Raw genomic sequence first — 26,078 nt, 5'->3', positions numbered from 1 at the left:
ATTGTCTGCATTCCGATCCGCAAAGACAGTTCGCACCCAACCGGAAACACGCTTGAAATCAACATCTTCGACGACACTCCCGGCCCGGCGCCGCAGGGGCTCTGCTTGCGCGCGATATAAATTTATGTAATGGGTAGTTTCTGGGAAAATAGAATAAAGTGAGTAGAAAAATGAAATTAAGATCGCTGGGTATAGTAAAAGATATTTTAGAGTCAATAGGATTGAACATCACACACTCGTACGATGATCTTGTCTTCGTTGAGCATAATCCTTTTATGATTCAGTTTGACGATGACAATCCAAGTTCCCTTAAAATATTCTTCAACGCCGATTGTGAAGCCGGAACGGTTCAAAAACTGGAGCAGGTTTTAACTACCGCCGCAGGCCAGAGGGATTTTTCCATTGTAAAAAGCGGCCGCTTTGAAATGAGTCAAAAGGAAGGCACAGAAGAAATTGAGATAAAATTTCTCGCCTAGCAATTCTTCCTGTTCATCACAGAGCACCCTGCCCCACTTCACTTAGCGGTCAATATAGATTGACCAGCTTGTAACGTGTGGTCTTTACTGATGGGTCTGCCGGGCAGTCCCGGAAGGATCTTGCAACCGATTTGTGCCGTGGAGCTATCTTCAATACCGGGCATGTTCCGCCAGATAAAAGCAGCAGTGAGTTGAAACAGTGGCTTGACTCCGTATGGCACCCTGTTTAATTTCCTGTTTGAAACCAGTCGCGCTTGAAGATCTCCGGACAACTGCGGTCCGGACCGCCCCTTCAAGATAGCGGCTGTTTATTTTTTTTACTGGATGCATGATCATCATTTCCTTACGGAACAATCAGGCCCTCTTACCCAAAACGCCTGACCACGTTCTTATAACATCCGCGCCAGCTTACACCTTAAGAGAACAGGCGCGCTTCCGGGATCGATAACGATCCTGTAAAATCGAATGCGCACACGCCGGTCCACATTTCCCGACTTACGCATATAATAAAATTGTATTTTTTTGCAGACCTTGTTCGGCAAGGTCCATGCGATGCATCATGGAGAATGCTATCAATGGGAAACAGTTCTGAGCAGCTAAGCGCTGAAGAGATTAAATCAGCTGGAAACACACGTTCTAACCTTGAAAATTCGGACCTTAAATCTGTTTTGGAACGGCAGACCCGCAACAGAAAACTTTTGATGGTTCTGGCTTTTTTCGCCTTATCCTTGAATCTGCGTGCCCCGATAACCTCACTCCCGCCCATCATTCAGGAATTGAGGACCGTCTTTCAAATCAATGCCGGGGTTGCCGGATTTTTAACCTCCATTCCGGTTCTCTGTTTCGGACTGCTGACTCCCATAGCCGGATTTCTCATGAAAAATGTTCGGTTGGAATCCACGGTTTTCTTTACCCTGGCTGGCATCGCTGTAGGGGCTGTTGTCCGTGCTTCCGGGGGGCTTGGCGCAGCCATCGCAGGCACGGTGCTAATCGGGATTTCATTGACTGTCGGCAATATATCCGGACTCATGATACTAGCGCGGGAATTTCCCCAGCGATTAAGCTTTTTTACCGGACTATATGTCTCCGGCATGTCCTGGGGGTCTATGGGAACCATGTCCTTGACCGCCCCTATGGCCCAAGCCATGGGCTGGCGAACGGCTCTTGCCGCACCGGCACTTCTGGCACTTGCAGCAATATTTCTGTGGATGGGGGTTCTTTTCTTTGACAAAAGGAAAACCAACACTCTGGAACAGCTGCATATGCAGGACAAATCCAAGGCCGAAACTATCGCAAACAGCGAACCGAAAACAAAACCCGCAAGATCATCTTCAGTTAACAGGAGGCCGCTGGTCTGGATTCTATCCGTGGCCTTCGCGGCGCATACTTTCATGTTTTACGGTTTTACAGCATGGATGCCGGTGTATCTGAAGCAATCCCTGCAAATGTCCGAAGCCACTGCCGGGGTGGCCTCTTCGCTATTTCAGATTCTGGGCCTGCTGGGTTGTTTCGGACTTCCGTTTCTGGTTTCAACCAAACGTTTTTCCCCCAGAGCACTGTTTCTGGTGGTAACCATGTCCTGGCTGGCAATGGTTATCGGATTTGCGATTATCCCATCACTCTGGATTATCTGGGTTATCTTTGGAGGAATTTCGAGTGGAGGAGGATTTACGGTCATTTTCAGCATGATCATGAATTCCGCTAAAAATCTGGACGAAAACAGAAGCATGTCCACGGTAGTCCAAACGGCAGGATACATCATTGCCTCGATCAGCCCTTTTGCACTCGGACATCTCCATGAAATATCCGGGAACTGGCAGAGTTCCATGGAAATGTTGTTCGCAGCATCAGTGGTAATGATCTGCTGCGGATTGGTTGCAACATCGGCTAAATGCTCCTCATAAGCTCTGCGTAATACCTGAAACAAAAGCAAAGCCGGCCTGGCGCTCCATGCGCCGGGCCGGCTTTATTTATCGTTGCGTTTCACCTTTTCAGGCAAACTTTTTCCACGTAATTTACTGTTTCATCCAAGCCTCGACATCATCCCGGAATTTATCCGGCTGAGAGGTGGATACCGAGTGCCCCGAATTCTCATAGTAGGGATAGAAAAGCTTTACGCTTTCCTTCGGAGTCGGGTACGGGGCAAGGGCTTTCGGCTGGTATGAAATCTCGAAAGTCCCGAGTTTTGAAGGCTTATCGGCGTCCTTACCTCGTTTATAGGTTATGCTGCTGACCACATCCTTATAAAGCTTCAGGCATTCGGGAATGGCCGGTGAGTAAATGACCGAATCATACTTTGCATCCGTCAAGAAGGTCTTTACCAGACTGATGTTTTCGAGAAACATCTTGCCGTAGCGGTCCGTCTTACCGGGGTTGATGCTGAACTGGAGGTTTTCAAGGGAGCCGGAATATGCAAGAAAGGTCATGACGTTCATTCCTATCATATACGCGTCATGACGACTCAATATCCCGAATTTGCTTGTCAAGCTCTGCCTGTTGCTAGCGGCTTCTTCTTGGCCCAACTCCTGCACGGCGTTTTGCTCTTGAGCATAGATAAGCATCTTGACCCGGTCATCGTGGTCCGGCGGCATGTATTCCTCAAGACCTGGTGACTTTGCAAACAGATCATCCCAAAAGCGTTTTTGAGTGGCTTCCCTATCTCCTTCCGCAACATATTCCGCTCCACCGTCATCCGTGGCGTTCCAATCAATATTCTGGCTTAACCATTTCTGCAGGAAGGGAAACTGCTTGAGAGCGTCTAAGCGTTCACTGGAGTACATTGGTTTAATGGCTGTGACATCGTACTGCAGAGCCGTGGACAATCCCTTGACGCTGGTCAGAGTCTTCATTGAGTACGCCTCAAGGTCATCAGACCACTTGTTGGGCTTGCTGACGTTGTAACGGTCGCGGCCGAAGTGCGAAACCCAGTACATGATAGCGCAGTTCTGGCTTTCACGATCCCAGCATGAGTAAGTACTCGGGTGCCAAATACTAAAGGGGTTATACTTGTTGAATTCGCCCTTGTGTCCGGTTTCCACTGCCAGATCCTGCATAAAGGAGTCGTTGTAACCGCCTTTGTGATAGAACATCTTGGCGGTAATATCGTCCTGGCTGGCTCCGGTGAGCTGGGGCTGAATGAGCACCTGTCTTTTAAACTGCCGGGCCACAACCTCCGGGGGTACTTCGTCTCCTCCCTTGTTCGGGTCCTTGTAGCCGATGCGGTCAAAGTGCTCTTTTATTTCTTTTACCAGCTCCGTGTCTTTGTAAATACGGCTTCCGTCCGCATAGTGTTCGTTAAAAAGCAGAAGGTTGAGCATGGTGGAAACGCGGGTACCGCCGTAGCTTTCACCTACGAGGACAATTTCGCATTTTTCATAATCCTTCTGTTCCTTGAGGACGCCCAGAATGGTCCGGATAATTTGGGCAGCATCAATAAACGGGTTGAAGTTACCTGATCCGAGAAGGGCTGTGTAGCGAAAATTCTTAGTTCTCGACTTTGGTGTGCTGAGATAGGAATACCCCGTCATGGACGCATCAATATAGAGAATGTTGCCTAGTTTGGTCCAGCTGTTGGGGTTTTTGCAGTACCCGGGACTGCCATCCGTCTGGTCATCACGCATCAGCGTGTATGGACCGGTGTTCATGGCGAACAGGTTGGTGGTGGTTGCTGCTCCGGGTCCTCCGTTGAGCATAACGAAGATAGGCTTTGTGGTCGGCTCCTTGTCCGCAGGGTGAAAGGAGTAGAACATACGAGCTTCGTCTGTAGTGAAATGGAGATAAATATCCTTTTCCTGAAAAAAGTATTTCACAGGGGGCAGGATAATGAAGCCCGCCTTGCTGCCTTCACGGTATTCACTTTTTTTCTCGCTGCCGGCTATAGCAACACTGCCACCGCCAGCAACTGCTTCAGCGGCAACTGCTCCGGAAGCTGCACCAAGGGCCAGAACACCTGTTAAGCTGTTGGCCGGCTTTCCTGAGTCATTAATATAAAAAGACTGCCCGTTTTTACCGGAAACCAGGGCCTTTCCATCGGTGAAGGCAAAGGCTTTTGCAAATTGAAAATCAATAACCGTGGCGCCTTCGCTGTTGATGTACCCCCATTCTCCGGCTTTCATAACGGCAGCCAGCCCCTCTTCGAATAAATCGGCTTCGTCATAGAGGAGGTTGATAATCATCATGCCTTTGGAATTGATATAGCCCCATTTGCCGTCATCATAAACAGCAGCCATTTTTTCGGAAAACTCCCCAGCGGCATCAAACTGGGGTGCAATGGCATATTCACCTTTGGTATTGATATAGCCGTAGCTGTCCTCCGCAGAATTTTCCGAGACAGGAGCCAGTCCGGATTCAAATTTTCCGGCATAGGCAAACCGGGGATTTATTACAAATGTCCCCTTTTTATCTATATACCCCCAGAATTTTCCAAGCCTTACGGCAGCCAGCCCCTGGCTGAAAGGTTTGGCCTCCGCAAACTGGAAGGGGATGACTGTCTGGTGCGCGGTGCTTATAAATCCCCATCTGCCGTTTTCTTCGGCCGGGATCAGGCCCTGGGAAAGTTCACCCATGGCTTCGTAATGGGGAATAATAACATACTGACCTTTCTCATCAATGCAGCCCCATTTCTTGTCAAACTTTACCGCAGCTACGCCATCGGCAAAGTCGAGAACTTCATTGAACTGCGGGGTTATGACAACGGCACCGTTCTTATCCACATAGCCCCATTTTGAATTTACACGGACAGCAGCCAGGCCGTCACTGTATCCCCGCATATCCGTAATACTCTGAGTTTCTACAGTAGCAGGTTTCTTTGCCGAGCATGCACCAAGCATCATCAGCAACATTAACAGCCAACACAATTTCCACCTCATTTCAAACCTCCTTTATCACACTTCACAAACGTATAATTTATTTCAACACTTATTAACCCGCCGCAAAATCAGCACAAATGCCACCCCCAGCACGAAAGAGAGTATCAAAAGTCCTGCAATATACATGGCGAGTTGCTGTTCATGACGGCACAACAAATCATCGATTTCCTCTACCGCCTTTACCTTTTTTATTTTTTCGGCCTGCTCCAAAATCCGGTCAAACCTTCCCAGCAGGACATTCAAATCCCTGGTCACTCCGGATAGGGACTCAATGCTGCCGGCAACCTTATCCAGACCTGAAAGCTCATCAGGATCGCGCGGTTCAGGGCTTTCCGTCATGCGCTCCAATGATTCAAACATCAGCCTCAGGTCACGGGCTGCTGCCGCCGACTGGAAGCTGATCTGTTTTAACGCCTCCTGCTGTTTTGAAAAATCGACAAAGAGCAGCTGTCGCTCTTCAGCCAATAACTTTTTGCTTTTTTTGAAAAAACTATCCTGAAATTTATTTAAATCAGGCATCTTCTTCAGCGCATCACCGATATCCTGAATCCCCTTCACGCCGACGCCCAAATCCGCGATCAAATGCGCCACTTCAGGCTGCGCGAAAATCTCGGAGCCCATAAGAGTGCCGTACCACTGCATAAACATAGGCAGCCGTTTGAGAAGAAACATCCCCCTTTCGGCCAGGATTCTGCTTTCATGCAACTCTCGGGTCGCTTCATTGATCGGAGCCAGCAGACCGCTTCCCGAAACAGCCTTGTCCAGCGTATCCTTCATTCTGGACGGGGCAAAATCCTGAAACCGGATAAAGGCAACGTACTCTTCATCGGGATGGTTCTTTCTCCAGATACGTATAAGTTCGCGGACATCGGATAACTGCCTGGGCAAAAAGACCTTTCTACCTATATTCCAGATTTCCTCCTCCAGTTCACGCAACGAATCAAGAATATCGCGTGCGTTTGACTGTCCTACCATTTTCTGTATCCGCGGATCACCCCAGACTATGGTCTGGAGGCTTACCATGGTCATCATGTCCAGCAAGCCGGCCTTGGGGTTGGCCTGACATGCATTCGTGATGGCACCCATCGGGTAGTAGACCTTCACCCGTTCAAAATATAGCCTCACAAAAGAAGAATTCGCAGGTCTGGCAAGAACCTCGTCACAGCATTCCATTATCTCGTTCATATAGGTATCGGAAAATGCCATCAACAGCCCCATCAGTTCCTGTGAGCTGATTTTCTTCACAGGAGTCCCCTGGCTGGACGTCGGCTCCTTGCTGTGCCTTGTCCCCGCCTCTGCAGAAGCAGAAACCAAAAGGATGAAACAGACACAAAAGACAAAATACTTCAGAAAAAAAATAACTGAAGCACCTCCGTCTGCAACGATGCATGATATAGGAGAGGTTGTTTTGTTCTGCATGGGTTCCAATTAATATAACCAGAAGTTGAAACATACATACCAATCCGTATGCCGTAAGAGCGGCAAAACAAATCCGGTATTGCCATATCCCCCAGCCAAGGCTTAAAAATCAGGTGGCTTGTTTAATTTCACAACATAACTTAAAATAAGATTCTAGCTTTTACAATTAGTTCCGAATTAAAATCATTCACAAAACCATAAATAAAATCACCAGCTTCAGACACGCCTCGGAGAATATTGAATTTAAATTTATGAACAGGCTGATTATAACGCTTATCGTCCTCTTGTGGGCAACACCTTCACTCGCGACCGAATCCGGATTATCCTTCACTAAAGGGTATCTTTTTGCCGCCCCCTCGACTCATGCTGAGGACCTGCACTTGGAAACCGATGTCAGCTACGTCGCCGAAGCCCAATTTTCTGACGACATGGGGAGTGTCAGTGTTATACGCACTCGGATAAAGGCAAGCTATTCCATTTTTGAACTATCGTACGGATTGTCGCATTTCACTTGGGAGAATGAAGAACAAATCCCGATCTTCGGCAACGAAATGGAAAACATAAGAGATCCGTTCGACAATCTTCACGACATTACGCTTGAGGCACACCTGCTTAACAACAGGTTCCACAAGGACTGGCTATACTGGCTGGACGGTACTGCCACTGCCGCATACGAATATGATTTTCCCGGTGCATTAGGAGCGGGGTTTCAGGGAGGAGTGGCCTACGATATCTGGCACGGCTGGATGTTGGGATTCGGAGCCAAGGCTGTCGCCATAAACCCCATAAGCAACGATCTCTTCGGGGATGTGGAGTTCGGGGCAATACTTTCAATGTCACATGATGCTTTCATGGACACTCTTGAACTGCTTGGTCTGGATTTCGGAGGGAGCGACACACCTCACACCTTCGGTGTAAGCTTTGCCTTGTCCAGTGCTGAAAAAGTCTACAAATCGGAAGGATACATAGAAGTTATAAGGTCCAAGGCAGGAGTCTACCTTGACTACTCTCCGATAGAACAGCTTACCTTCTCCATCGGCCCCGAATATTATTATGATTGTATGTACAGCTTCTACACAAACAGTGGAAAACTCATTTCAAAGCACAAGTTAAGCAACGCCTTGGGTGGATTTGTACGGTTTATGTGGATGTTCTAAGCTTTCGAACAATAAGCATTGCCATTTCACTACCTAACCTGAAGACTCTGATCACACGCCATCTTCCCTGAAAAGACAATACATTTCCTCGCATATCACTTTGTCTCGGCAGCGATAAAAATAAAAAAGAAGTACCGCATAATTGCCGGCAGATGTTTAACGCAACATCCTGCGAACAATTACACAGTACTTCCAATGAATGTACCAAGACTTATCTAAAAAATATAACCAAGTAAGTTAACCGAAAAATCTTCCCCCTTAGAACGGCGCAAGTCGCAGTATAGAATTTTGGCTGCGTCGCCTAATGGTCTAGATTCAGTAAGGCACTACTTCTTGCCCTTTACCACGGCCAATTTTGACAGAAGGGGAATGTTCTTGGCGTTAACACTTGGAGTTTGTCCGCGCAGATCGAATTCTACGTTCACACCGGGGCGAAACATAAGCACGTGGGTGGATCCGCCAAAGTGAAACATTCCCAGTTGCTCGCCCTTTCTAACATGCTGCCCTTCATAAACCGTGATCTCATTGGATGAGACGTCACCCATACCGACAAAAAGGATGCCCATAAGGCCTATATCCGGGTTGTCGGCTTGGATGAACACCAAAGCACGGGCCGCGGTCTGAGCGATGTAGCCCTGGCAATTGTCCTGTGTTTCCGGATCAAATCCGTCAACCAGTGCAGCAGCGTAGTAGCTTCCATCCACAAGCTTGGTCTTTACAATTGTTCCGCTCACAGGGCTGTGCCAGCGATGGTAGTTGAATGCGCTCAGGAAGGCCTGGTAAAATGTTCCACCCACAAATTGTTCTGCCAGCGGGTCGCCGTCAAACATGTGATAAATGGAGTAGGGTTCGCCCTTGATCCAGAATTTATCCCTGAGCTTTACATCTTTAGCCAGCCGATACGGAGCTGATTCACACGCGTTGACGATGACAGCGTCATTGTCCGGTGATGCCACAGGGCGCAGCCCTTTACGGAACAGGCGGGTGAAAAAATCATCCCACGAGGCAAAACCATGGTACGGCTTGCTCGGATCGCAGACAAAATTTTTATCAAAATCGGGCATGACCTTCAGAGCCTGCGGGCTGAACCATCCTCCGGGCTTGTCGGTCAAGACATACCGGGAGTCCGGTGAAGCAAGGAAGACCTCCCATTGTTTTAAAATCTTTTTCAGCTGCCGGTTTACCCGTTTGTCCAGAAAGGCTTCTGTTCCTGCCGGAGTTCCCATGGGCCATGCCAGCATAGCGTTAATCGGAGTTCCGGCCATGATGGTGTCGTTGAATTCAGGCGCACTGGTCAGGATACAGTTCAGAGCATTCAGCATCTGCCGGTAGCTGCGAATCTGGACGTTTCCGGCAGGATCCTTCAGATACGGCGGTTTATTCGGGATCTGATTGAACATCTCCATGAACAGCATATAAAGATGGGGATCGTTTTCGATTAAATCCTTGAATTCCTGAATTACGGGCATCAAAGGTATATTCGCGTCCGCACCGATCTTGTAGCACTGCCTGCCGTCAGAGGGGGAGCGCAAAGAATCCGCATACGCAATTGACTGAACCGAACTCATAATAACCATTAAAAAGAAAAAGATGAAAACCCGTTTCCATTTCATGGGTACACTCTCCTATTTAACTTTTATCGTGATATTTTTGCACTTACATCGATCATGAGCCATTCGTAATCAGGATCATCCGAACATTCACTCCCAACCCCCTTTTCCCCGCAAGCGAGAAAGGATTCAAAGGTATCCGTCCACCCTGCAAACGTATAGGAATATAGTGCAATGAAACACCAGTTCACAATCCCCAACGAGTACATTGATGCAAATTGGAGGTCTGCACAGTCCTCGCAGCCTGAAAAATCCTATTTCAAAAGATCCGTTACACCCCAGATCACAAATCCAAGCCCACGATGCAGCAAGTGGTATAAAAAGAATAGTATAAATTGGTTTATAGCATTTTTTATACGCGTACAAACTGCGGCTGGAGACATATCACTCAGATGGGGACGGAAACAAAAAAGCCCTGCGATGCAGGGCTTTTGAACAGCATTGGACTGCTGTGGATTATCGTATGGCGGAGAGGGAGGGATTCGAACCCCCGGAAGGCGCAAACCTTCAACGGTTTTCAAGACCGCCGCGTTCAACCGGACTCTGCCACCTCTCCAATTTTGGAAACAAGAACTTTGCCGAACTTGCCCCGGAAGTCAACATTTTTCTGCAAGAAAATTAAAAATTTGTGCGTGTGTTTGGCCGAAAAACCATGGGCGGCACGTGAACCATGGATTTACGAACAGTTCCGCCCCAAATCTCAGATAAAAATATCCTTGGCTTTCAGTTCTTCACCGAAAGCCCTGAGCTCCGCCAAAGAACTGAGACCGAGCTTCTTCATCATATTGGAACGATGCTTTTCAACGGTCTTGATGCTGATGATCAAAAGTTCCGCTATTTCACGATTCTTATACCCGGCAAGCACCTGTTTCAGCACTTCCCTCTCCCGGTTGGTCAGCAGTTCCAGACGCTCATCACTGCCGCCGCGCTTTCGGTGCAGGAATCCCCTTGCCACCTCTCCGGAAATATCGGGGGCAAGATAGACATTCCCCTTCATAACCGTTCTGATGGCAATCATCAGTTCTTCACTGGAAGACGTCTTCAGCACATATCCGCAGGCGCCTGCATCAAGGGCTGAAAAAATATGTTCGGCTTCAACATGAGCAGTAAGGGCCAGTATCTTGGTCTTGCCGATTCCTGCAAGCTCCTGAATGGCCTGTGTTCCACTCTTAACGGGCATGGACAGATCCATAAGCACCACATCAGGGTTCAGCCGCCTGCACAGACGCACAGCCTCCTCACCATTTTCAGCCATGCCGAGTACGTTTATCCCCGGCTGGGATTTCAAAATGGTCTTCAGCCCTTCCCTGACCAAGGCGTGGTCATCAGCTATCACTACACCGATAAGATTTGTCATGCGCCTCCGGAAGTAAAAATTACAGGTCGATCAAATCCGGAAAGAAACGATCATTTTCGATTCTTTCAATATTTGTTTCAGGATTGATCAGGACCAGTACATCTCCATAATCATCCATGTTTTTTAACCCTTAACAGAAAATGGATACCCCAATCAACTACTTACAGAGGCATATTGATCTGTTGTAAAGAGGTATAAAACTACGGGTAACTCCACATGAAACTGCGTACAAAATATTCAAATGCACACATGGGTTTTGGCAAAACAAAATTCTGTCATCGCAAAAGACGCCGGCATGCCCCAAAAGCCTCCCCCCATCCTCTACCTCTGACAAATCAGGTGCAACCGACAGGGATAACCTGGCAAAAAAAAAGGCAGTCGCATCAACGACTGCCCATTACTTTCATCTGGCGGAGAGGGAGGGATTCGAACCCTCGATAGAGTTTTACGCCCTATACTCGCTTAGCAGGCGAGCGCCTTCAGCCTAGCTCGGCCACCTCTCCGTATACTTCCCAAGGAGATAAATCCGCTTCACTCACTCAGGAAGCGTTTAAATATATTTACCCCGCATGATTGTCAACATGTATTTCAGCATTTTTTTAATTATTTATGAACAATGTCATCTTTCTTGCGGAAGGTCGAACGGAAGACAATATTAAGAGGGGCAATCTTCACATTCAGTATCTTGCGCAGCTTGTTTTCCAGAAAACGATGATAGGAAGCCTTGATCAGCTTCTCATCGTTGATGAAAAATACAAACGTTGGCGGTTCCTCGTCTGCCTGGGTCATGTACTTGAACTTGGCCCTCTTGCGCTTAACCACCGGAGGCTGATGTTTTTCGATCACCTCTTTCATGATCCTGTTCAGTTCACCGGTGGAAACTCGTAAGGAACATTCCTTCTTGAGCCGGGTTGCCAGCTCCAGAATACCGCCGAGACCGGACTTGGATACACAGGAAGTATAAACAACCGGGACATGCCCGGCAATGCGAAGCGCACGTTCGAATCCTTCGCGCAGAGCGGTCCGCTCTCCCTTGGAAACAAGGTCCACCTTGTTGACCGCAATTATGAACGGGATAGCCTCTTTGACAAGATAGTCTATGAGCCGCTTATCCTGCTTGGTGATTCCTCCAAGCGCATCCACAACCATGATGGTCACATCGGCACGGGCGCTGCTTCGCAGGGCTCGCACAACGCTGAACCGCTCTATGGTATCGGTGATGTTCGTCCGGCGGCGTACTCCGGCGGTATCCACGAACGTATAGAGTTTGCCGCTGCTCTCAAAAGTAACGTCCACACTGTCACGGGTGGTTCCGGCGATATCGCTTACGATTACCCGCTCTTCCCCGGTAAGGGCATTAACCATGGAGGACTTCCCGGCATTGGGCCGCCCCAACATGGCAATCTTGAGCCCCTTGGCCTCCTCGTCCCTTTCCTCGGGGACAATGCCTGTCTCGCGGGCCATGGCGGCGACCTTTTCACGCAGTTCAAACAGGTTGAAACCATGCTCGGCGGAAACAGGCATGATCTCATAGCCCAGAACATGAAATTCCGCTGTGGCCTGCGCTTCAAGCTCAGGACCGTCCACCTTGTTAACCAGCAGAAGCACAGGCTTGTTGCTCTGGCGGATATAACCGGCAACCTGCTCGTCCAGCGGGGTCAGCCCGATTCTTCCGTCTACGACGAGGATCAGTGCATGAGCCTCTTCTATGGCCTCGCGGGCCTGTTCAAAAATATCGCCCTGAAATTCACCGGAATTATTGTCGCTCTCCATAACCAGACCGCCGGTATCGATGAGCGCGTAGCTCACCCCGTCGTACTGGCCTTCGGCGTAAATACGGTCCCGGGTAATTCCGGGCATGTCGTGGGTCAGAGCCCTTTTCTTCCGCAACAATCTATTGAAAAGTGTGGACTTCCCGACATTTGGGCGCCCTACAAGAGCTATAGTTGGCAGCATGTCAGCCTCCAGAAATAGGAACGGTCATTCGCTACCTATACTCCATAACGAACACCGGATATATCAAAAAAAGCGGGAAGATTTACGCTTCCCGCTCATTAAACATCTCAAACCGGGCCTATGACACAATGCATACGGCTCTGTAAAGTCTTTCCTTCACTGACGGGTTTTATTCCTCCGCGAACAATTTGCGGATCGCTTCGTCATACGGAGCCCTCAACACACCCTTTTCGGTAATGATTCCGGCTATGAGTTCATTGGGGGTGGGGTCGAAAGCGAAGTTGAACACATCAACACCTTCCGGGGTAATGCGATGTCCGCCCACGTGGGTTACCTCGGTGGGAGTGCGGTCTTCAATGGGCACATCGTCACCGGTGGGGGTTTCCGGGTCTATAGTGTAGACCGGGGCGGCCACGTAAAAAGGAATCCCGAATTCACGGGCCAGCAGCGCAACGCCGAATGTCCCGATCTTGTTTACTGCGTCGCCGTTTGCGGCAATGCGGTCCGCTCCGACTACGACCTTCTGGACCAGTCCCTTTTTCATCAGCAGGGCGCAGGCGTTATCACAGGCCACCTTTACTGGAATGCCGTCACGATGCAGTTCGTATGCGGTAAGACGCGCACCCTGAAGAAAGGGACGGGTTTCGTTGGCGATGACCGAGACCTTCTTGCCCTGATCAACCGCACCGCGGATGACTCCGAGAGCGGTTCCATACCCTGCCGTGGCAAGCGCCCCGGCATTGCAGTGGGTCATGATGGTATCGCCGTCGTCCATGAGTTCTCCGCCGAACCTGCCGATATCCTCACACATACGGATATCATCGGCATGAATTTCCTTGGCCCGTTTCAGCCAGACGGCACAAAGTTCTTCAAGGGAAATATCCCCGGATTCATCCCGGACGCGCTTCATTTCGCGCACTGCCCAGCGCAGGTTGACCGCTGTGGGGCGGGCGTTCTCGATCTTGTCGAGATTCTTTTCCAGTTCGGCCTTCCAGTTATCGCTGCCGGAAACTTCACGGGCGGCCAGATAGCAGCCGTAAGCGGCAGTTACGCCGATGGCCGGAGCGCCGCGCACGACCATGACCACAAGGGCCTCGACGATATCGTCCGTTGTCTTGCAGTCAAACCAGTCCTCGCGGGTAGGCAGATAGCGCTGATCCAGCAGCACAAGGGCGTCTTTTTCCGGTGAAAACTGAATATGCTCTGTCATTTTATGAATCTCTTTTGGTTAGGAAAGTTTCTCAGCAATCATTTTGCTGACCATGCCGGGGTTGGCCTTACCTTTGGTCTCACGCATGATCTGGCCCATGAAGAAGCTCATCAGCTTCTTCTTACCGCCCTTGAATGCCTCAACCTCATCCGGGTTGTCGGCCAGAACCTTGTCCACCACGGCTTCAAGGGATGAAGAATCGGAAATCTGGACCAGTCCCTTATCCTTGACGTACTTTTCAGGGTCAAGGCCGTTTGCAAAGATGTCACCGAAGATATCCTTGCCGATCTTGATGCTGATCACATCCTTATCAACAAGCTTAATCAGCTTGGCCATCATCTCCGGCTTGAAGACGCAATCAGCAGCGCCCTTTCCGGACTGGTTGAGTTCGCGCAGGAAATCGCCCTTGATCCAGTTGACCACCTTCTTAGGGTCGTTGTGAAATTCGAGCACTGCCTCGAAATAATCGGCAACATCCTTTTCGGAACTGATCAGATCGGCATCATCGGAAGAAAGTCCCATTTCTTCAATGAACCGGGCCATGCGTCCGGCCGGAAGTTCCGGCAGGGAAGCTTCCCACTGAGCAAGCCAATCCTCTTCAATGACCAGCGGAACAAGGTCCGGATCGGGATAATAACGGTAATCGTGGGCCTCTTCCTTGCCGCGCATGGAATGGGTCGTACCCTTGTCGGCATCGAAAAGACGGGTTTCCTGAATCACCTTCTCACCGTCTTCAATTAGGTCTATCTGGCGGGCCACCTCATAACGGATGGCCTTGTGTATGTTACGGAACGAATTGATGTTCTTGAGTTCCGCACGGGTGCCGAATTCTTCCTGACCAACCGGGCGTACTGAAATGTTAGCGTCGCAACGGAAGGAACCTTCTTCAAGGTTGCCGTCGCATATACCCAGATAAAGAAGAATGGAACGCAATCCCTTGAGATAGGCCACGGCTTCGTCGGCACTGCGCATATCCGGCTCGCTGACGATCTCGATCAGGGGAACGCCGGTACGGTTGAGGTCTACGAAGCTGGCGTTTTCGGCAGCGGAATGAATGTTCTTGCCGGCGTCCTCTTCCATGTGGATACGGGTTATGCCGATCCGTTTGTTCAGGACATTTCCGCCATCATCTTCATAGGAAATATCAAGATGTCCGTGCTCGCAGATGGGCAGGTCGAACTGGGAAATCTGGTATCCTTTGGGCAGATCAGGATAAAAATAGTTCTTGCGGGCGAATATGGATTTCCGGTTGATGGTGCAATTGGTAGCCAGCCCCATCTTGGCAGCATATTCCATGACCTTTTCATTGAGAACAGGAAGAACTCCCGGCATGCCTGAACAGACTTCACAGACATTCTCGTTGGGGTCTTTGCCGAATTCGGTGGAGCAGCCGCAGAAGATCTTGGTCTTTGTCTTGAGCTGAGCGTGAACCTCAAGTCCTATAACTGTTTCGAATTGTACCATAATATACCGTTCCTTATAAGAATGCCTCTGCCGCCCCGAACGGGAACGGCGAAACTTTGGGAAGCATCGATTAATTTTCCATTTGATGCGCTTCGCGCTTTTAATAATTTGATTTCGCCGCCGGCGGCCAAAGGCCCATTAGACCTTAGACGAGAAGCCTCTTCGAGTCTTAGGGATATGGAGAGCAGAGATGGATAATCCCCTTTGGAATCCCTAACAGTTTAAAGTGGGTGCACTGAAAGTAGCCACTTAAATCAAAAATTTTGCGAAGATAAGTCAATAACCATATCAAAATATGGTCTTGGTCAACGTTTCCTTTAATTTACCCATTTCCGCATGAAAGCATAAAAACGTTACCTGCGTAATGCCGAACGGCTGATCAACAGGTAAACCGGCACATGATTCTTAAGATGATGCGCCGCGTATTTGTATTCGTTTCCTGTCCCGATGTAATAGTCAAGCCGGGCTCCGCGAATAGCTTTTCCGGTATCCTGAGCAAGCCCTACCCCGTTCACCCTGCGGGCAGGTCGGCCTTTAGAAGGATAGATATCTGTGCGAAAGGATACAATGGACCCCAAAGGCAACAACTGGGGATCGCTGGCAAGACTGACCTTGCCGTGCAAAGGCTTGCCCATTGCCCCCTGAGGCTGACCTCTGGTGATCTTGAAAAAGATGTAACTCTCGTTCTCGGCCATCAGATTCCACATCTCGCCGGGGTGCTTGAGCAGATAATCCTTGATTTTCTCTCTTGAGAGCTGATTTTTTTTCAAAATCCCCTTGCGATAAAGGATACTGCCCAGCCCGTGAAAGTCCAGTCCATTACTGCCGCTGAACACTGCCGTACGCAGACGCCCGTCCGGCAGCCTCAGCACTCCGCCTCCCTGAACATGCATATAAAAAAGATCAACAGGGTCTTTGAGCCATGCCACTTCAAGGCCTTTCCCGGCCAGCACCTTGTTTATATCGATATCACGGCGGGAATAGTACGGCAGAATCCGACCTTGTTCAACCCGGTAGGCCTTACGCAATTTTTCCGACCACGGATGGGTTTCCCCGGGACGCGCCTTACGCAGGTCCGGCGGCACACGGTAGACAGGATACTGATACTGGCCTTCCCGCTTGAGGCTGGCCTCTATAACCGGAGTATAATAACCGGTCATCTCGGCACCGGACTGCAATTCATACCAGACAAAATATTTCCCAAGCAACTCCGGATTTCGATCAAGCCGGGGCAGTAACCTTTCCAGATCTTCCAGTGACTTCCGCAACTGCCCCCAGGTCAGCCGGAGTTCCCTGCGCTGGAGGGCCAGCCCCCCTGCAGGATTGCGGCGGACATATTCAATGGACTTCCTGATCTGAGGCCCAAGGTCGCGCCAGGAATCCATATCCTGCGTCCGGGCCGAAAGCCTGCGTGCAGCCAGTTCCGCCGACTGCGAGGACATTTTTTCGAACCGGACCGGACCGGCGACAAATTCTCGACCAGGCTTCTTGCTGACCCAGACTTTGGTGCCGGTGCGTGGCTTGGCTGAACCTGCCCTTGAAGGCTGAGCCACCCTTGTTGCACAACCGCAGAACAGGAAAAGAGCGAGCAGCGCCAGAATCAGCAGTCTGTATAGTGAAAAATCAATTCTCATAAATATAATTATCGCCTCGATTCGGCTTACTCATTAAACACGTGGAAAACTCGATAATTCGGCACGTTCAGCCATATAAAGAAGTCGTACCCCGTACGGAATCTCCTCCGCACCCAAGCACCTTCCGGCTTTACGGCTCTATGACAACGTCACTGAACCGCCCGACTCCGTATTCACGCCTTCTGAGGAATTTATCCGAGCTGGGACCGATAATCTGCAATTCTCGATGCCTGCGCTGCACGTCCTGGGCGATATGCATTTCCTTGGTGCAGCCGGTGGAATATGTTGCATCCTTGCCCGCCCAGACAGGAGGGACTCTTTCGCCCATCAACTCGAAACTCTTTTCAATATCGGCGTAGGTCTGAAAACGCCAGACCGAAATAAATCCGCTGCGCTGAACCTTCTCCCACATGAACATGAGATCGTCAGCGTCCATGCCTTCTTCAAAATACTCCGCCGGGTTTATTATATAGGTATCGGCCAGACGGTCCCGCAGATAGCCGACAAAGGTATTCAGTACGCGGGTTGCGGTCTTTACCTGACCAGGAATGCTGCCCACAATGGCGCTATAGAACATAACCGCCTTACGCTGAGCACGGGCCTGCTGCATTTCACCGATAATTTCATCCGCCTTTGCAAGGATGTCGGCCTCTGTGAATTTATATGAATTAGAGGATTTGGCCTTGAACTCAAGCCGGAACTCCCCTTCCAGAGAACGGTAAACGCAGATCACATCGCGCGTGAACTGATGAGAATTCCCGATGAGCCTGCGCCTGTTGCCCCATCCCTTGGCCAGTACCAGATCAGATTCCTTCCAGGCACGGGCAAAGGTTACGCTGCAGCGGATAAGATTTAACCTCTCTCTGGTGCCATCGGAAATAACCACAAACGGATTCTGCCTCAGACTGGAAAGCAGGTCGTTCTTGGACATGCGGTTCTCGGAAATCATCAGTGCGCCCTTGAGCGCATCGGCAAGGACGGAATCATTTTCCCGGTCCCAGAATGTAGGGTCGTCAAAGCAGAACCCCTCACGCAGGGAGAGTATGACGCTGTGCCCCTGACGCAGAAGGGATTTTATTATGAGCAGGTCGACCGCCAGTCCGCCGGTTTCGTCCGGCAGGTACAATATTTTCAGCCCGGTACCGTTGGCGTGAAAAATATTGCGCACAGGTTCGAAATCAACCACATCCTGTGAATACAGCTGCGAATACCGGCTGTAATTGCAGGCCAGCAGTTCCCTGCTCCACTGATCAGGCAATGTAGCAAGCCGGAACAGCCGTTCAAGTTCAACCATATCCAGCTCAAAACGCATATCGGCAAGACATTCACAGTTCGGAACAGGGTACGGGCACGATTCGATGGCCCGCCGGAAAAATTCACTTTCGACAAATTCCATGCCCCGCCGGAAAAGCTCCTTCTTGCGGCCGATGTATGGATCATCAAGTCCGGAACGGCTCAGAAAAATAGTAATCATTCCCTTGAGCAGCCTCCAGGGAATCATGATTGAGGAGTCTATGGCCTGCTTGAATTTATGCCTGCACAGGTTGAGTATAAGCCTGCGCTGATAACGGTCGGGGACATGATTTCTGACCAGCTTTACCAGTTCCCTCCAGGCAAAGAGGTAGACATTGAGCAGATCGTCCTCAAGGCCGGGCGTAACCAGTCTCCTGAACTGCCAGTCCGAACAGGGCGCAAACACCTGATCGTCATCCAGGGCGACCATAAAACGCAGCTGTTCCGGAGAAGCGTTTTTAACCGGATCAATAAAACTTTCGAGATTGTTTGCGGTCATGAAATGGAGAAGCCATGCATCTCCTACAGGATCTTCTCCGTACCTGAGATCGTTGATTGACGTAAAATCCGGTAATACACTCACTTACACTTACTCCGTGAGAAAGCCCTTGCTTCTGAGTTTCTGAAAAAAGGTGTTGCTGTAAATTCTGGCGAGCATGAGTTCATTTCTGTGCTTCGTGACCGTCACCCGGTATCCGCTGTTAAGAGGATAAGGCACGCGTCCGTCCTCGGTAAGATAGACATCCCCGGAAGCTTCTACAATATCGATCACCAGCGGTTTTTCCGCAGGAAGGACCATAGGTCTTATACCATTCAGAAAAGGACAGACCGGGGTCACGCACATGACCGAAAGCTCGGGATGGACAAGTGGTCCGCCTGCTGAAACATTATATGCTGTCGATCCTGTGGAGGTGGATATGATGAGCCCGTCCGCGCGCAGATTTTTTATCCACTGACCTTTCTGCCCTATATCCATGGCTATTATGCGGGCGACCATGCCTCTGGAGATAACCAGATCATTGATGGCCACTCCACGGGCCACAATTCCGTTACCTCTTTGCACTTCATAATCAAAGACAGTGCGCATGGATATGTCCAGATCACTGCTGAAAAAGCGTTCCAGCGCGGTTTCCCAGTCTTCGGGCAGGACCTCCGCCAGAAAACCGACCCTGCCGTGGTTGATACCTAGTACCGGCACCTGCCAGTCCACGACATCCCCGGCCACGCTGATGAACGTGCCATCTCCGCCGAGCACCAGAACCAGCATACAGTTCTCCCGGAACCTGGAAACGTCAATTCGTGCAGGCGGAAGGGGGTGTTCGACAACAACGGAGCCGACACCACGCAGGCTTAGCCAGCGGGCGATATCCTCACCAAGTCTGGTAGCATCACTGCCACCCGACTTTGTTACTATAAGAACAGAACCTTGACTCTCAGACATAGAATACTCTCCTATTAGAAAGGGGCCCAAGATTCAACCGTTTGAGTCACCAAAAAATCAATGAAGATTTTTTAAGGATGGTATACATCTTTTATCGATTTCAACACCATGTTTTATCTGCTAAACATCAACTCGTTGTAAAGAATATCCTTTTTTTCATCATTTTTTATTTTTTACCCCTAAAGCTTATATGGGCTCCTGCCGATATGATACATAAGGAGGAATACGAGCAGTGACTCACACACCGGCTGAACTAAGAAATATGCTGCGAACCTACGGCAAGCAGCTGACAAGTGCCAAGAGACTGGCCCGATTCAGGCGCGCCCTGAAAAGGTCGGAGTCTATGGACACGGTCACTATTTCGCGTGAAGCAAGGCGTCGTGAGCTGGTGGAAAAAATTTCCCGGGAAATTATTGAAAACCTCATCGTCTCGGGTAATGAAAATCCGGTAGTGTCCGATATATTAGAACAGCTGGAGTTGGATTTCGGTGCACGCTATCTGTTCGAGTATCCGCTCGACGGAAGCGATGTTCAGATTCTGAAGGAAACCCCCGAGGGAGTCATTGACCTTCCCCGGGAGGATAAGGCTCAGGTCATGAACAGGCTATGGGAAATTACATTGGACAAGGTAGACCGGACAATGCTTTAACCGCTGGATATCAATTCCGACGGCAGGTATTGACCACACAACGTATAACTCCTGTAATCGTCAACTTGGAACCCCGGAGGGGATCATGAAGATTAACCAGTATAACACCACCCCCCTCAAGGCGTATTCTGAAAATGTTGCCAAGAGTGCTGCGGGAAAGGCTCAGTCACAGAGCCAGTCAGCGGCCCCCTCGCGCGACGTGGTCAATGTTTCCGCACAGGCCAAGCTTCTCGGCGCCGCACGGCAGACCGCCACGGAAAGCCCGGATACAAGGGAAGAAAAGGTCAGGGAACTGCGAGACCAGGTACGGGCAGGCACATACAAGCCGGACATCCGCAAGACGGCCTTGAATCTCGTACGCGAGGAAGTGGACTTTCTGAGTTAAAAAGTAAACCGGTGAAACCTTGCGGCTCCACCGGAAAACATTTGCTTTACATAAAAGATTTTAAAACACTGCACACCCGGCAGCGGTCTATCTTATGATTCATCGTTGGCCGGGCGGAAGTGTGCCGGATATTTGGAATCTATCTGCGGAACCTGCATGCCGCGCTTGGCCTCGGAATTGATCACAATGGGTCCGCCGAGGTTGAGGGTGGTCTCCTCCGGTCTTCCCTGAGGAATGGTAACCGTAACCAGCACTGCTACCTGTGCGGCGTTTTCGACCTGCAGAATTCTCTTTTCCGCCTCGCTCAGCCTGACTTCATAGTCATCCATGAAGCTGTACGGGTCTGCGACCAGCAATCCAAGTCCGGGATCTTCAAGGCTCTGCAGCAACAGGAAGGGAGAGTTTTCACTGAGCTGAATCAGAGCGAAATCCCTTTTTTCATCAAAGCCGATAAGCCCGCGGGAGAAGTAGATGATACCGTCTTCGGTGATTTCTCTTTCCCCGATCCGGGTTCTGATTATTTGTGTTCTTTCTTTTGCCATAACTCGGTCGCAGCAAGAAGATCCTGCTGTCTGTTTTCAAGCGCCAAACGGTTCTGTTCTTTGATCTTGAGGTAAACCTCTTCCCTGTAAACGGTAGTCTCGGCGGGTATTTCAAGGCCAAGCTTCACTTGCCGCCCCTGAACACTGAGCACCGTGATCTTTATGTTATCATCCAGGTATAGAGCTTCCCCCGGTCTCCGGGTCAGAATAAGCATATTTTAGATTGTGGTAGTCCTGTTGGATCGTTTCGCTTTACTTGAAAACATCCGCCACTGTGGAGAATATTTTCAGCACTGAGAATGTCTTAGCCCATGAACCTTCTGCGGGCAAGCACAAGCTGTCAACTTTATTCTAAATTTTTATACATAATTGAGCAGGTTCATCTTCATTATCATTGATGAACTCTTGAGGACCGCCTCGTAGACGATCTGCTGCTGCGAGAGCTGGGTCATGAGTTCGCCCACATCAACATCCTCTATGTGGGAGATACGCTCCTTCTCGTTCAACTCAAGGCTTGAAAGCACGTTATCCGCCACTGAAAGCCTGTTTTCCCTTCCGCCGACATCGGCCGCACGGGTCAGCAGATGCTGCTGCGAAAGCTGCAGACTTGCAAGGGCCTGCTGCACACCGGTCTGGTTGTTGGTCTCCAGAAACGCGACCAGATTACCCATTGTTTCAAACAGGTTGTTTGTGGATGACGCGTTGCTGCCGGTCAGCATGCTGTTGCTGCTGAAAACCGGACTGGCGGCCGAATCACCCGGTGCCCGGTATACACCGCCGAAAATATCCTTGCCCACGTCGTTTATGCGGACATACTCGTTTTCCTGAATCTGCAGATTAATCGCAGCCGAGTCCGGGCGGATCAGAAACTCGGCACCGGATGCCAGGGCGTTGCCGCCGTTGGAATGGATGGTCAGTGTTCCGCCGGGGATACTGAGAACCGCGTGGGATGCGATGCCGTCAGCACTCTTTACATTGCCGGAAGTCCAGGTGACCCCGCCGTCAAGGCTGTAGGAATAACTTATGTTCGAGGCCAGTGTGGTGGCCGAATCTATCCGGACAGTCACATCCTCGGTAAAAACGCCTTCGGCCTTGGTCAGCCCGCCTCCGAGAGGAGTATTCATGCCGGTAACGTTGACCGCGTCCTCGTCATCACCCATGTATCTGGCGGTTGGGCGCACCCACATCCAGGTTCCCGACGCATCGTTGGTGTTATCCGGGGAGTTGCCGGTCACAACCGTGCCGTTTTCAAGAGTCATGGTCACGCCATCGAAATCCAGCGTTCTGTCTCCGGCACTGAGTGTCTTTGTAGTAAAAGTGTCTCCACCGTCCTTGGAATAACGATAAGCCAGATCAGACACTCCGCCGACAGTCCCGGAATCTACAAACTGCACGACGATGGCCTTATCCGCATTACCGCTTATGGAGAAAGACCTGGACGAAACATTGGAATCATTCGAGGTCATCCAGAGAGTTTCTTCAAAAGCATTCTTGTCGACCTTATGTCCGGCGTAGATGCTCTTTCCTTCGTATTCCGTATTTGAAAGAGAAACCAGCTGCTGGAAAAGCTGACGGGCTTCGTAACTGATCTGTTCCCTGTTATCTTCACTGATTGTACCGGATGCGGCCTGCTCGGCCAGTTCCTTGGCACGGGTAACAATGGTGGAAACCTGCAGCAGGGTCGAATCGGAAAGGCTCAACCACCCCTTGGCAGTATCAACGTTGTCACGAAACTGCTTTACCGTGGCAAGAGTTTCACGATGATCAAGAATACGAGCCATACCTACCGGGTTATCAGAAGGACGGTTGACCTTTTTCTGGGTCTGCGCCTTGATATTGGTGTCCACCAGATCGGTAAGCGACCTGTTCATGTTCGACACGTAGGTATTGAAAAGCATTTGCTGTGATACTCTCATAACCGTTCTCCCTTTGCCTGTTCCATCAAAAACGACCCTAGTTCTTCAGTGAAAGCAGCGTCTGAAGCATCTGGTCCGCGGTGGTAATGAGCTTTGCCGCCGCAGTGTAGGAATGCTGATACTTGATCAGATTGCTCATTTCCTCATCGATATTCACGCCGGACACTTCCTGCTGCTTTTCATTAAGGTCCGAGGCGAGGGTCTGCTGAAAATTGAAGTTGAACTTGGCTGTGCCGGTATCCGCCCCGACCACGGCCACTGTCGAATCGTAGTACTCAACCAGAGTCTGGCTGGTAGTCCCGTCAAAGGCGGTAGTGATGTTGATATCCTTCTGCCCCATTTCCTTGATGCTGAGCGCGCTGGTGTTGTCACCGGAATTGGCTTCACCCGCACCGTTCACATGCCCGGCGTTGATGAAATTGACATCACCGTTGACCTTGCTGCTTATCTCTATGTCCGCCGCTTCGGAGCCGCTGAAATAAGTGTTCAATCCCAGCGCGGCATAAAGACCGGAGGTATCCGAACCCATCTGAAATTCGTACCCGCTGTTCGCGTTGATCTGCAGCTTGTGATTGACCACCGAAGCGGTAACGTAAGTGCCGAAAGTCCCGTTTACTGCGGTGACCACATCGTTCAGGGAATGCTTTGTCGGATCGAAAGCATCAACCTCCGGAGTGGAAGGATCAAAGTCTATGGGCCCGAAAGAAGCAGAAGAAGCGAGCTCGCCCGTGGTGGAATCATAAAAGTACATCATGCAGTTCCCGGATTCCAGACGGTCGCCGAACGGCAGTCCGGATGATCCGCTGCCGAGAGCGGTACCGTCGGCAGTTACGGCGTAGGTGCCTTCCATGCTGTTATGAGCTTCGAGTCCTGCACCCTGAGAATGGATACGGTTGGTCTGCCAGACAATCTCACTGGTCAGCGCGTCCATACGCTCCTTGTACCGCCCCACGTTGTTGTCGCGGAACGAAAAATATCCGGTAAGCGTTCCGCCGGTAAGCCTGCGGGTGTTGTCCTGTCCGGAAAAACTGATCTGCGGGGTGATGTTCTCCTTGGTGGAGGTGTTCCTGACCCAGTACAGAGCGCTCTTGGGCACTATGGTGAACTTGTCGCCGGCTGAAATATCCGTTGTGGGGGCCACATTGGAACTATCCTTGCTACCGAACCAGATCTTGATGTCATCGACCTGAATAGCTCCGTCCTCGGGACGGGCGGAAAAAAGCCTCGTGGAACCGTCATCGTTTTTGAGCCAGGTATTGCCGCCGTCAAGTGAAACCCGAAACTGAGCCGCCCCGGCACCAGAAGTTACCGACCCTGAAGTCACGGCTTCAACGGTGTATTCAAAATCGCTTGAACCGTCGAAATAAACAGTCCCGTCAAAATCGGATCCCGGACTCAGGTTGTTCTGGCTCTGCGGACCGTCATAGGACAGCATGAAATGCTGATCACCGTCCACCAGTGTCTGCCCGGCAGCGGTGGTGATGGTCATGTCACCCCGGCCGTTGTCTATGACCTTGGTATCCATGATTTTGGAAAGATCACGGATAAGGTTGGCCCTTTCATCATAGAGAGCGTTGGGGTTGTTCTGATTTTCAACCTGCTCCACATTGATCTGCCGGTTGATATCGGCGATGCGGGTCATGATATCGTTGGCGGAGGAAACATCCTGCTTGATGTAATCCTCGACCTGCTGCTGATAACGAACCATATCTTCCTGCATGGAATGCAGGGAGTTTACCAGATTGCGTGTATCGTTGAGCAACTGCTGGCGGGAAGCGGCATCATTGGCACGCTGGCTGAGATCCTGCCAGTCGTTGAAAAAAGTCGTCAGGCTAGAGTTCAGTCCGTAGCCGCTGGATTCATTGAAAAGCGACTCCACACTGCTCAGGGTATTGTACAGGGAATCCCAGCGTTCGCGCATGGTGGCCTTATCGTTATAGCTGTTTTCGACAAACTGGTCGAAATTGCGATAGATTTCTGCCGCGCGTACTCCGGTTCCGATCTGCCCGGGGTTCCAGTTGATACTGGTTCTTTCCTCAAGGCGGACATTACGACGGGAATAACCTTCGGTGTTGACATTGGAAATGTTGTCACCGGTTACCTGAATGGCCGACTGGGAAGCGTAGAGGGCTCCCGACCCGAGATTCAGAAGTGAATTGACGCCGGGCATCAGAGCCTCCCGTTAATGAGTGAAGCCTGCGGAGAAGGATTGGTGTACCGTCCCCTTGCGGAGTAGACATTCTGCTGCTTGGGGGTAATCTCCCGATGCAGAAAATCCAGCATCGATGAAGACTGTTCAAGCAGGGCTCTGGCCAACTGATGGTTTTTGGTCGCCTGGACAGCGCACTTCTGTTCCAGCTCATCCATACGGGCGAGAAGCTGCTCTATCTCGGCCCTCTGATCGTCTGCAATGGCCGGGAGAATCTCTCCAAGTCTGCAGGCCGAGGAGTCAATTTTTTGAATGAAATTTCTCAAGGAAAGCCGTTCAGAAGAAATCTGTCTCATAAGATCCTGAATTGTAAGCTCAATCCTGGTTACGTTCTGGGGATCCTTGTTCATAAGCAGGGAAAATTCTTCCTGGAGGAGTACGGAAAGCAGCATGACTGCCTTTGACTGTCTGCTGATATTTTCCTTTACGAGTCTGATCATTTCCTTATCCTCCATGCCTTAATACATTATGTTTATTTGATTTTTATATTCT

20 protein-coding genes and 2 tRNA genes are annotated in these 26,078 nt (G+C 50.3%); 5 read left to right on the top strand and 17 right to left on the bottom strand.

Annotation, left to right across the window (positions count from 1 at the left end):
- Positions 1–170 precede the first annotated feature (170 nt).
- Together ACKU4E_RS00195 and ACKU4E_RS00190 are read left to right on the top strand one after the other, a co-directional pair.
- Complete coding sequence (locus ACKU4E_RS00195; RefSeq protein WP_320169073.1) at positions 171–476, top strand: hypothetical protein; 306 nt, start codon at positions 171–173, stop codon at positions 474–476.
- 575 nt (positions 477–1,051) lie between these two features.
- Positions 1,052–2,380, top strand: coding sequence for an MFS transporter (locus tag ACKU4E_RS00190; protein WP_320169072.1), 1,329 nt, complete (start codon positions 1,052–1,054; stop codon positions 2,378–2,380).
- 111 nt (positions 2,381–2,491) lie between these two features.
- Here ACKU4E_RS00190 and ACKU4E_RS00185 read toward each other — a convergent pair whose 3' ends face one another.
- Both ACKU4E_RS00185 and ACKU4E_RS00180 read right to left on the bottom strand, forming a co-directional pair.
- Entirely contained in the window at positions 2,492–5,344 is a 2,853-nt protein-coding gene (locus ACKU4E_RS00185) for a WG repeat-containing protein (protein ID WP_320169071.1), read from the bottom strand.
- A 42-nt stretch (positions 5,345–5,386) separates the two neighbouring features.
- Entirely contained in the window at positions 5,387–6,589 is a 1,203-nt protein-coding gene (locus ACKU4E_RS00180; RefSeq protein WP_320169070.1) for a hypothetical protein, read from the bottom strand.
- 425 nt (positions 6,590–7,014) lie between these two features.
- Here ACKU4E_RS00180 and ACKU4E_RS00175 point away from each other — a divergent pair, with 425 nt between their 5' ends.
- Positions 7,015–7,920, top strand: coding sequence for a hypothetical protein (locus ACKU4E_RS00175; RefSeq protein WP_320169069.1), 906 nt, complete (start codon positions 7,015–7,017; stop codon positions 7,918–7,920).
- Positions 7,921–8,246: 326 nt separating this feature from the next.
- Here the strand turns inward: ACKU4E_RS00175 and ACKU4E_RS00170 are convergent, their stop codons facing one another.
- The 10 genes from ACKU4E_RS00170 to ACKU4E_RS00125 all read right to left on the bottom strand — a co-directional run bounded on the left by ACKU4E_RS00170 (position 8,247) and on the right by ACKU4E_RS00125 (position 19,885).
- A complete protein-coding gene (locus tag ACKU4E_RS00170; protein ID WP_320169068.1) occupies positions 8,247–9,533 on the bottom strand; it encodes a phosphatidylserine decarboxylase family protein in 1,287 nt (428 codons plus the stop codon).
- Between the two features lie 461 nt (positions 9,534–9,994).
- Positions 9,995–10,086, bottom strand: a tRNA-Ser gene (locus ACKU4E_RS00165).
- A gap of 144 nt (positions 10,087–10,230) precedes the next feature.
- Positions 10,231–10,887 (bottom strand): response regulator transcription factor, encoded by a 657-nt coding sequence (locus ACKU4E_RS00160; protein ID WP_320169067.1) that lies wholly within the window; start codon positions 10,885–10,887, stop codon positions 10,231–10,233.
- 408 nt (positions 10,888–11,295) lie between these two features.
- Positions 11,296–11,390: transfer RNA gene (locus ACKU4E_RS00155), tRNA-Ser, on the bottom strand.
- A gap of 100 nt (positions 11,391–11,490) precedes the next feature.
- A complete protein-coding gene (gene der / locus ACKU4E_RS00150; RefSeq protein WP_320169066.1) occupies positions 11,491–12,843 on the bottom strand; it encodes a ribosome biogenesis GTPase Der in 1,353 nt (450 codons plus the stop codon).
- 169 nt (positions 12,844–13,012) lie between these two features.
- Entirely contained in the window at positions 13,013–14,053 is a 1,041-nt protein-coding gene (mtnA, locus tag ACKU4E_RS00145) for an S-methyl-5-thioribose-1-phosphate isomerase (RefSeq protein ID WP_320169065.1), read from the bottom strand.
- Between the two features lie 18 nt (positions 14,054–14,071).
- Positions 14,072–15,517, bottom strand: a complete 1,446-nt coding sequence (gene gatB, locus ACKU4E_RS00140) for an Asp-tRNA(Asn)/Glu-tRNA(Gln) amidotransferase subunit GatB (protein WP_320169064.1) — start codon at positions 15,515–15,517, stop codon at positions 14,072–14,074.
- 353 nt (positions 15,518–15,870) lie between these two features.
- Entirely contained in the window at positions 15,871–17,151 is a 1,281-nt protein-coding gene (locus ACKU4E_RS00135) for an MltA domain-containing protein (RefSeq protein WP_320169063.1), read from the bottom strand.
- A 130-nt stretch (positions 17,152–17,281) separates the two neighbouring features.
- Entirely contained in the window at positions 17,282–19,027 is a 1,746-nt protein-coding gene (locus ACKU4E_RS00130) for an ARMT1-like domain-containing protein (protein ID WP_320169062.1), read from the bottom strand.
- 6 nt (positions 19,028–19,033) lie between these two features.
- Positions 19,034–19,885, bottom strand: a complete 852-nt coding sequence (locus ACKU4E_RS00125; protein WP_320169061.1) for an NAD(+)/NADH kinase — start codon at positions 19,883–19,885, stop codon at positions 19,034–19,036.
- Positions 19,886–20,117: 232 nt separating this feature from the next.
- Here ACKU4E_RS00125 and ACKU4E_RS00120 point away from each other — a divergent pair, with 232 nt between their 5' ends.
- Positions 20,118–20,534: a DVU0524 family FlgM-associated protein gene (locus ACKU4E_RS00120; RefSeq protein WP_320169060.1), complete on the top strand. Its 417-nt coding sequence runs from the start codon at positions 20,118–20,120 to the stop codon at positions 20,532–20,534.
- Between the two features lie 85 nt (positions 20,535–20,619).
- Positions 20,620–20,919 carry a flagellar biosynthesis anti-sigma factor FlgM gene (flgM, locus tag ACKU4E_RS00115; RefSeq protein ID WP_320169059.1) on the top strand — a complete coding sequence of 100 codons (300 nt, stop codon included), beginning with the start codon at positions 20,620–20,622 and terminating at the stop codon, positions 20,917–20,919.
- 92 nt (positions 20,920–21,011) lie between these two features.
- On the opposite strand, the gene fliW is transcribed toward flgM, so the two are convergent.
- From fliW to ACKU4E_RS00090, 5 genes are all read right to left on the bottom strand, one after another.
- Positions 21,012–21,461 (bottom strand): flagellar assembly protein FliW, encoded by a 450-nt coding sequence (gene fliW, locus ACKU4E_RS00110; protein WP_320169058.1) that lies wholly within the window; start codon positions 21,459–21,461, stop codon positions 21,012–21,014.
- A complete protein-coding gene (gene csrA / locus ACKU4E_RS00105) occupies positions 21,437–21,676 on the bottom strand; it encodes a carbon storage regulator CsrA (protein WP_320169057.1) in 240 nt (79 codons plus the stop codon). The genes fliW and csrA overlap by 25 nt, the downstream gene beginning before the upstream one ends.
- A 144-nt stretch (positions 21,677–21,820) precedes the next feature.
- Entirely contained in the window at positions 21,821–23,377 is a 1,557-nt protein-coding gene (flgL, locus tag ACKU4E_RS00100; RefSeq protein ID WP_320169056.1) for a flagellar hook-associated protein FlgL, read from the bottom strand.
- Positions 23,378–23,414: 37 nt separating this feature from the next.
- Positions 23,415–25,547: a flagellar hook-associated protein FlgK gene (gene flgK / locus ACKU4E_RS00095; protein ID WP_320169055.1), complete on the bottom strand. Its 2,133-nt coding sequence runs from the start codon at positions 25,545–25,547 to the stop codon at positions 23,415–23,417.
- Positions 25,547–26,026 (bottom strand): flagellar export chaperone FlgN, encoded by a 480-nt coding sequence (locus ACKU4E_RS00090; RefSeq protein WP_320169054.1) that lies wholly within the window; start codon positions 26,024–26,026, stop codon positions 25,547–25,549. The genes flgK and ACKU4E_RS00090 overlap by 1 nt, the downstream gene beginning before the upstream one ends.
- Positions 26,027–26,078: the final 52 nt, after the last annotated feature.

It is taken from the genome of Maridesulfovibrio sp. (genome assembly GCF_963677005.1).
Lineage (GTDB): Bacteria > Desulfobacterota > Desulfovibrionia > Desulfovibrionales > Desulfovibrionaceae > Maridesulfovibrio.
This window is presented reverse-complemented; position numbering and strand designations above follow the sequence as displayed.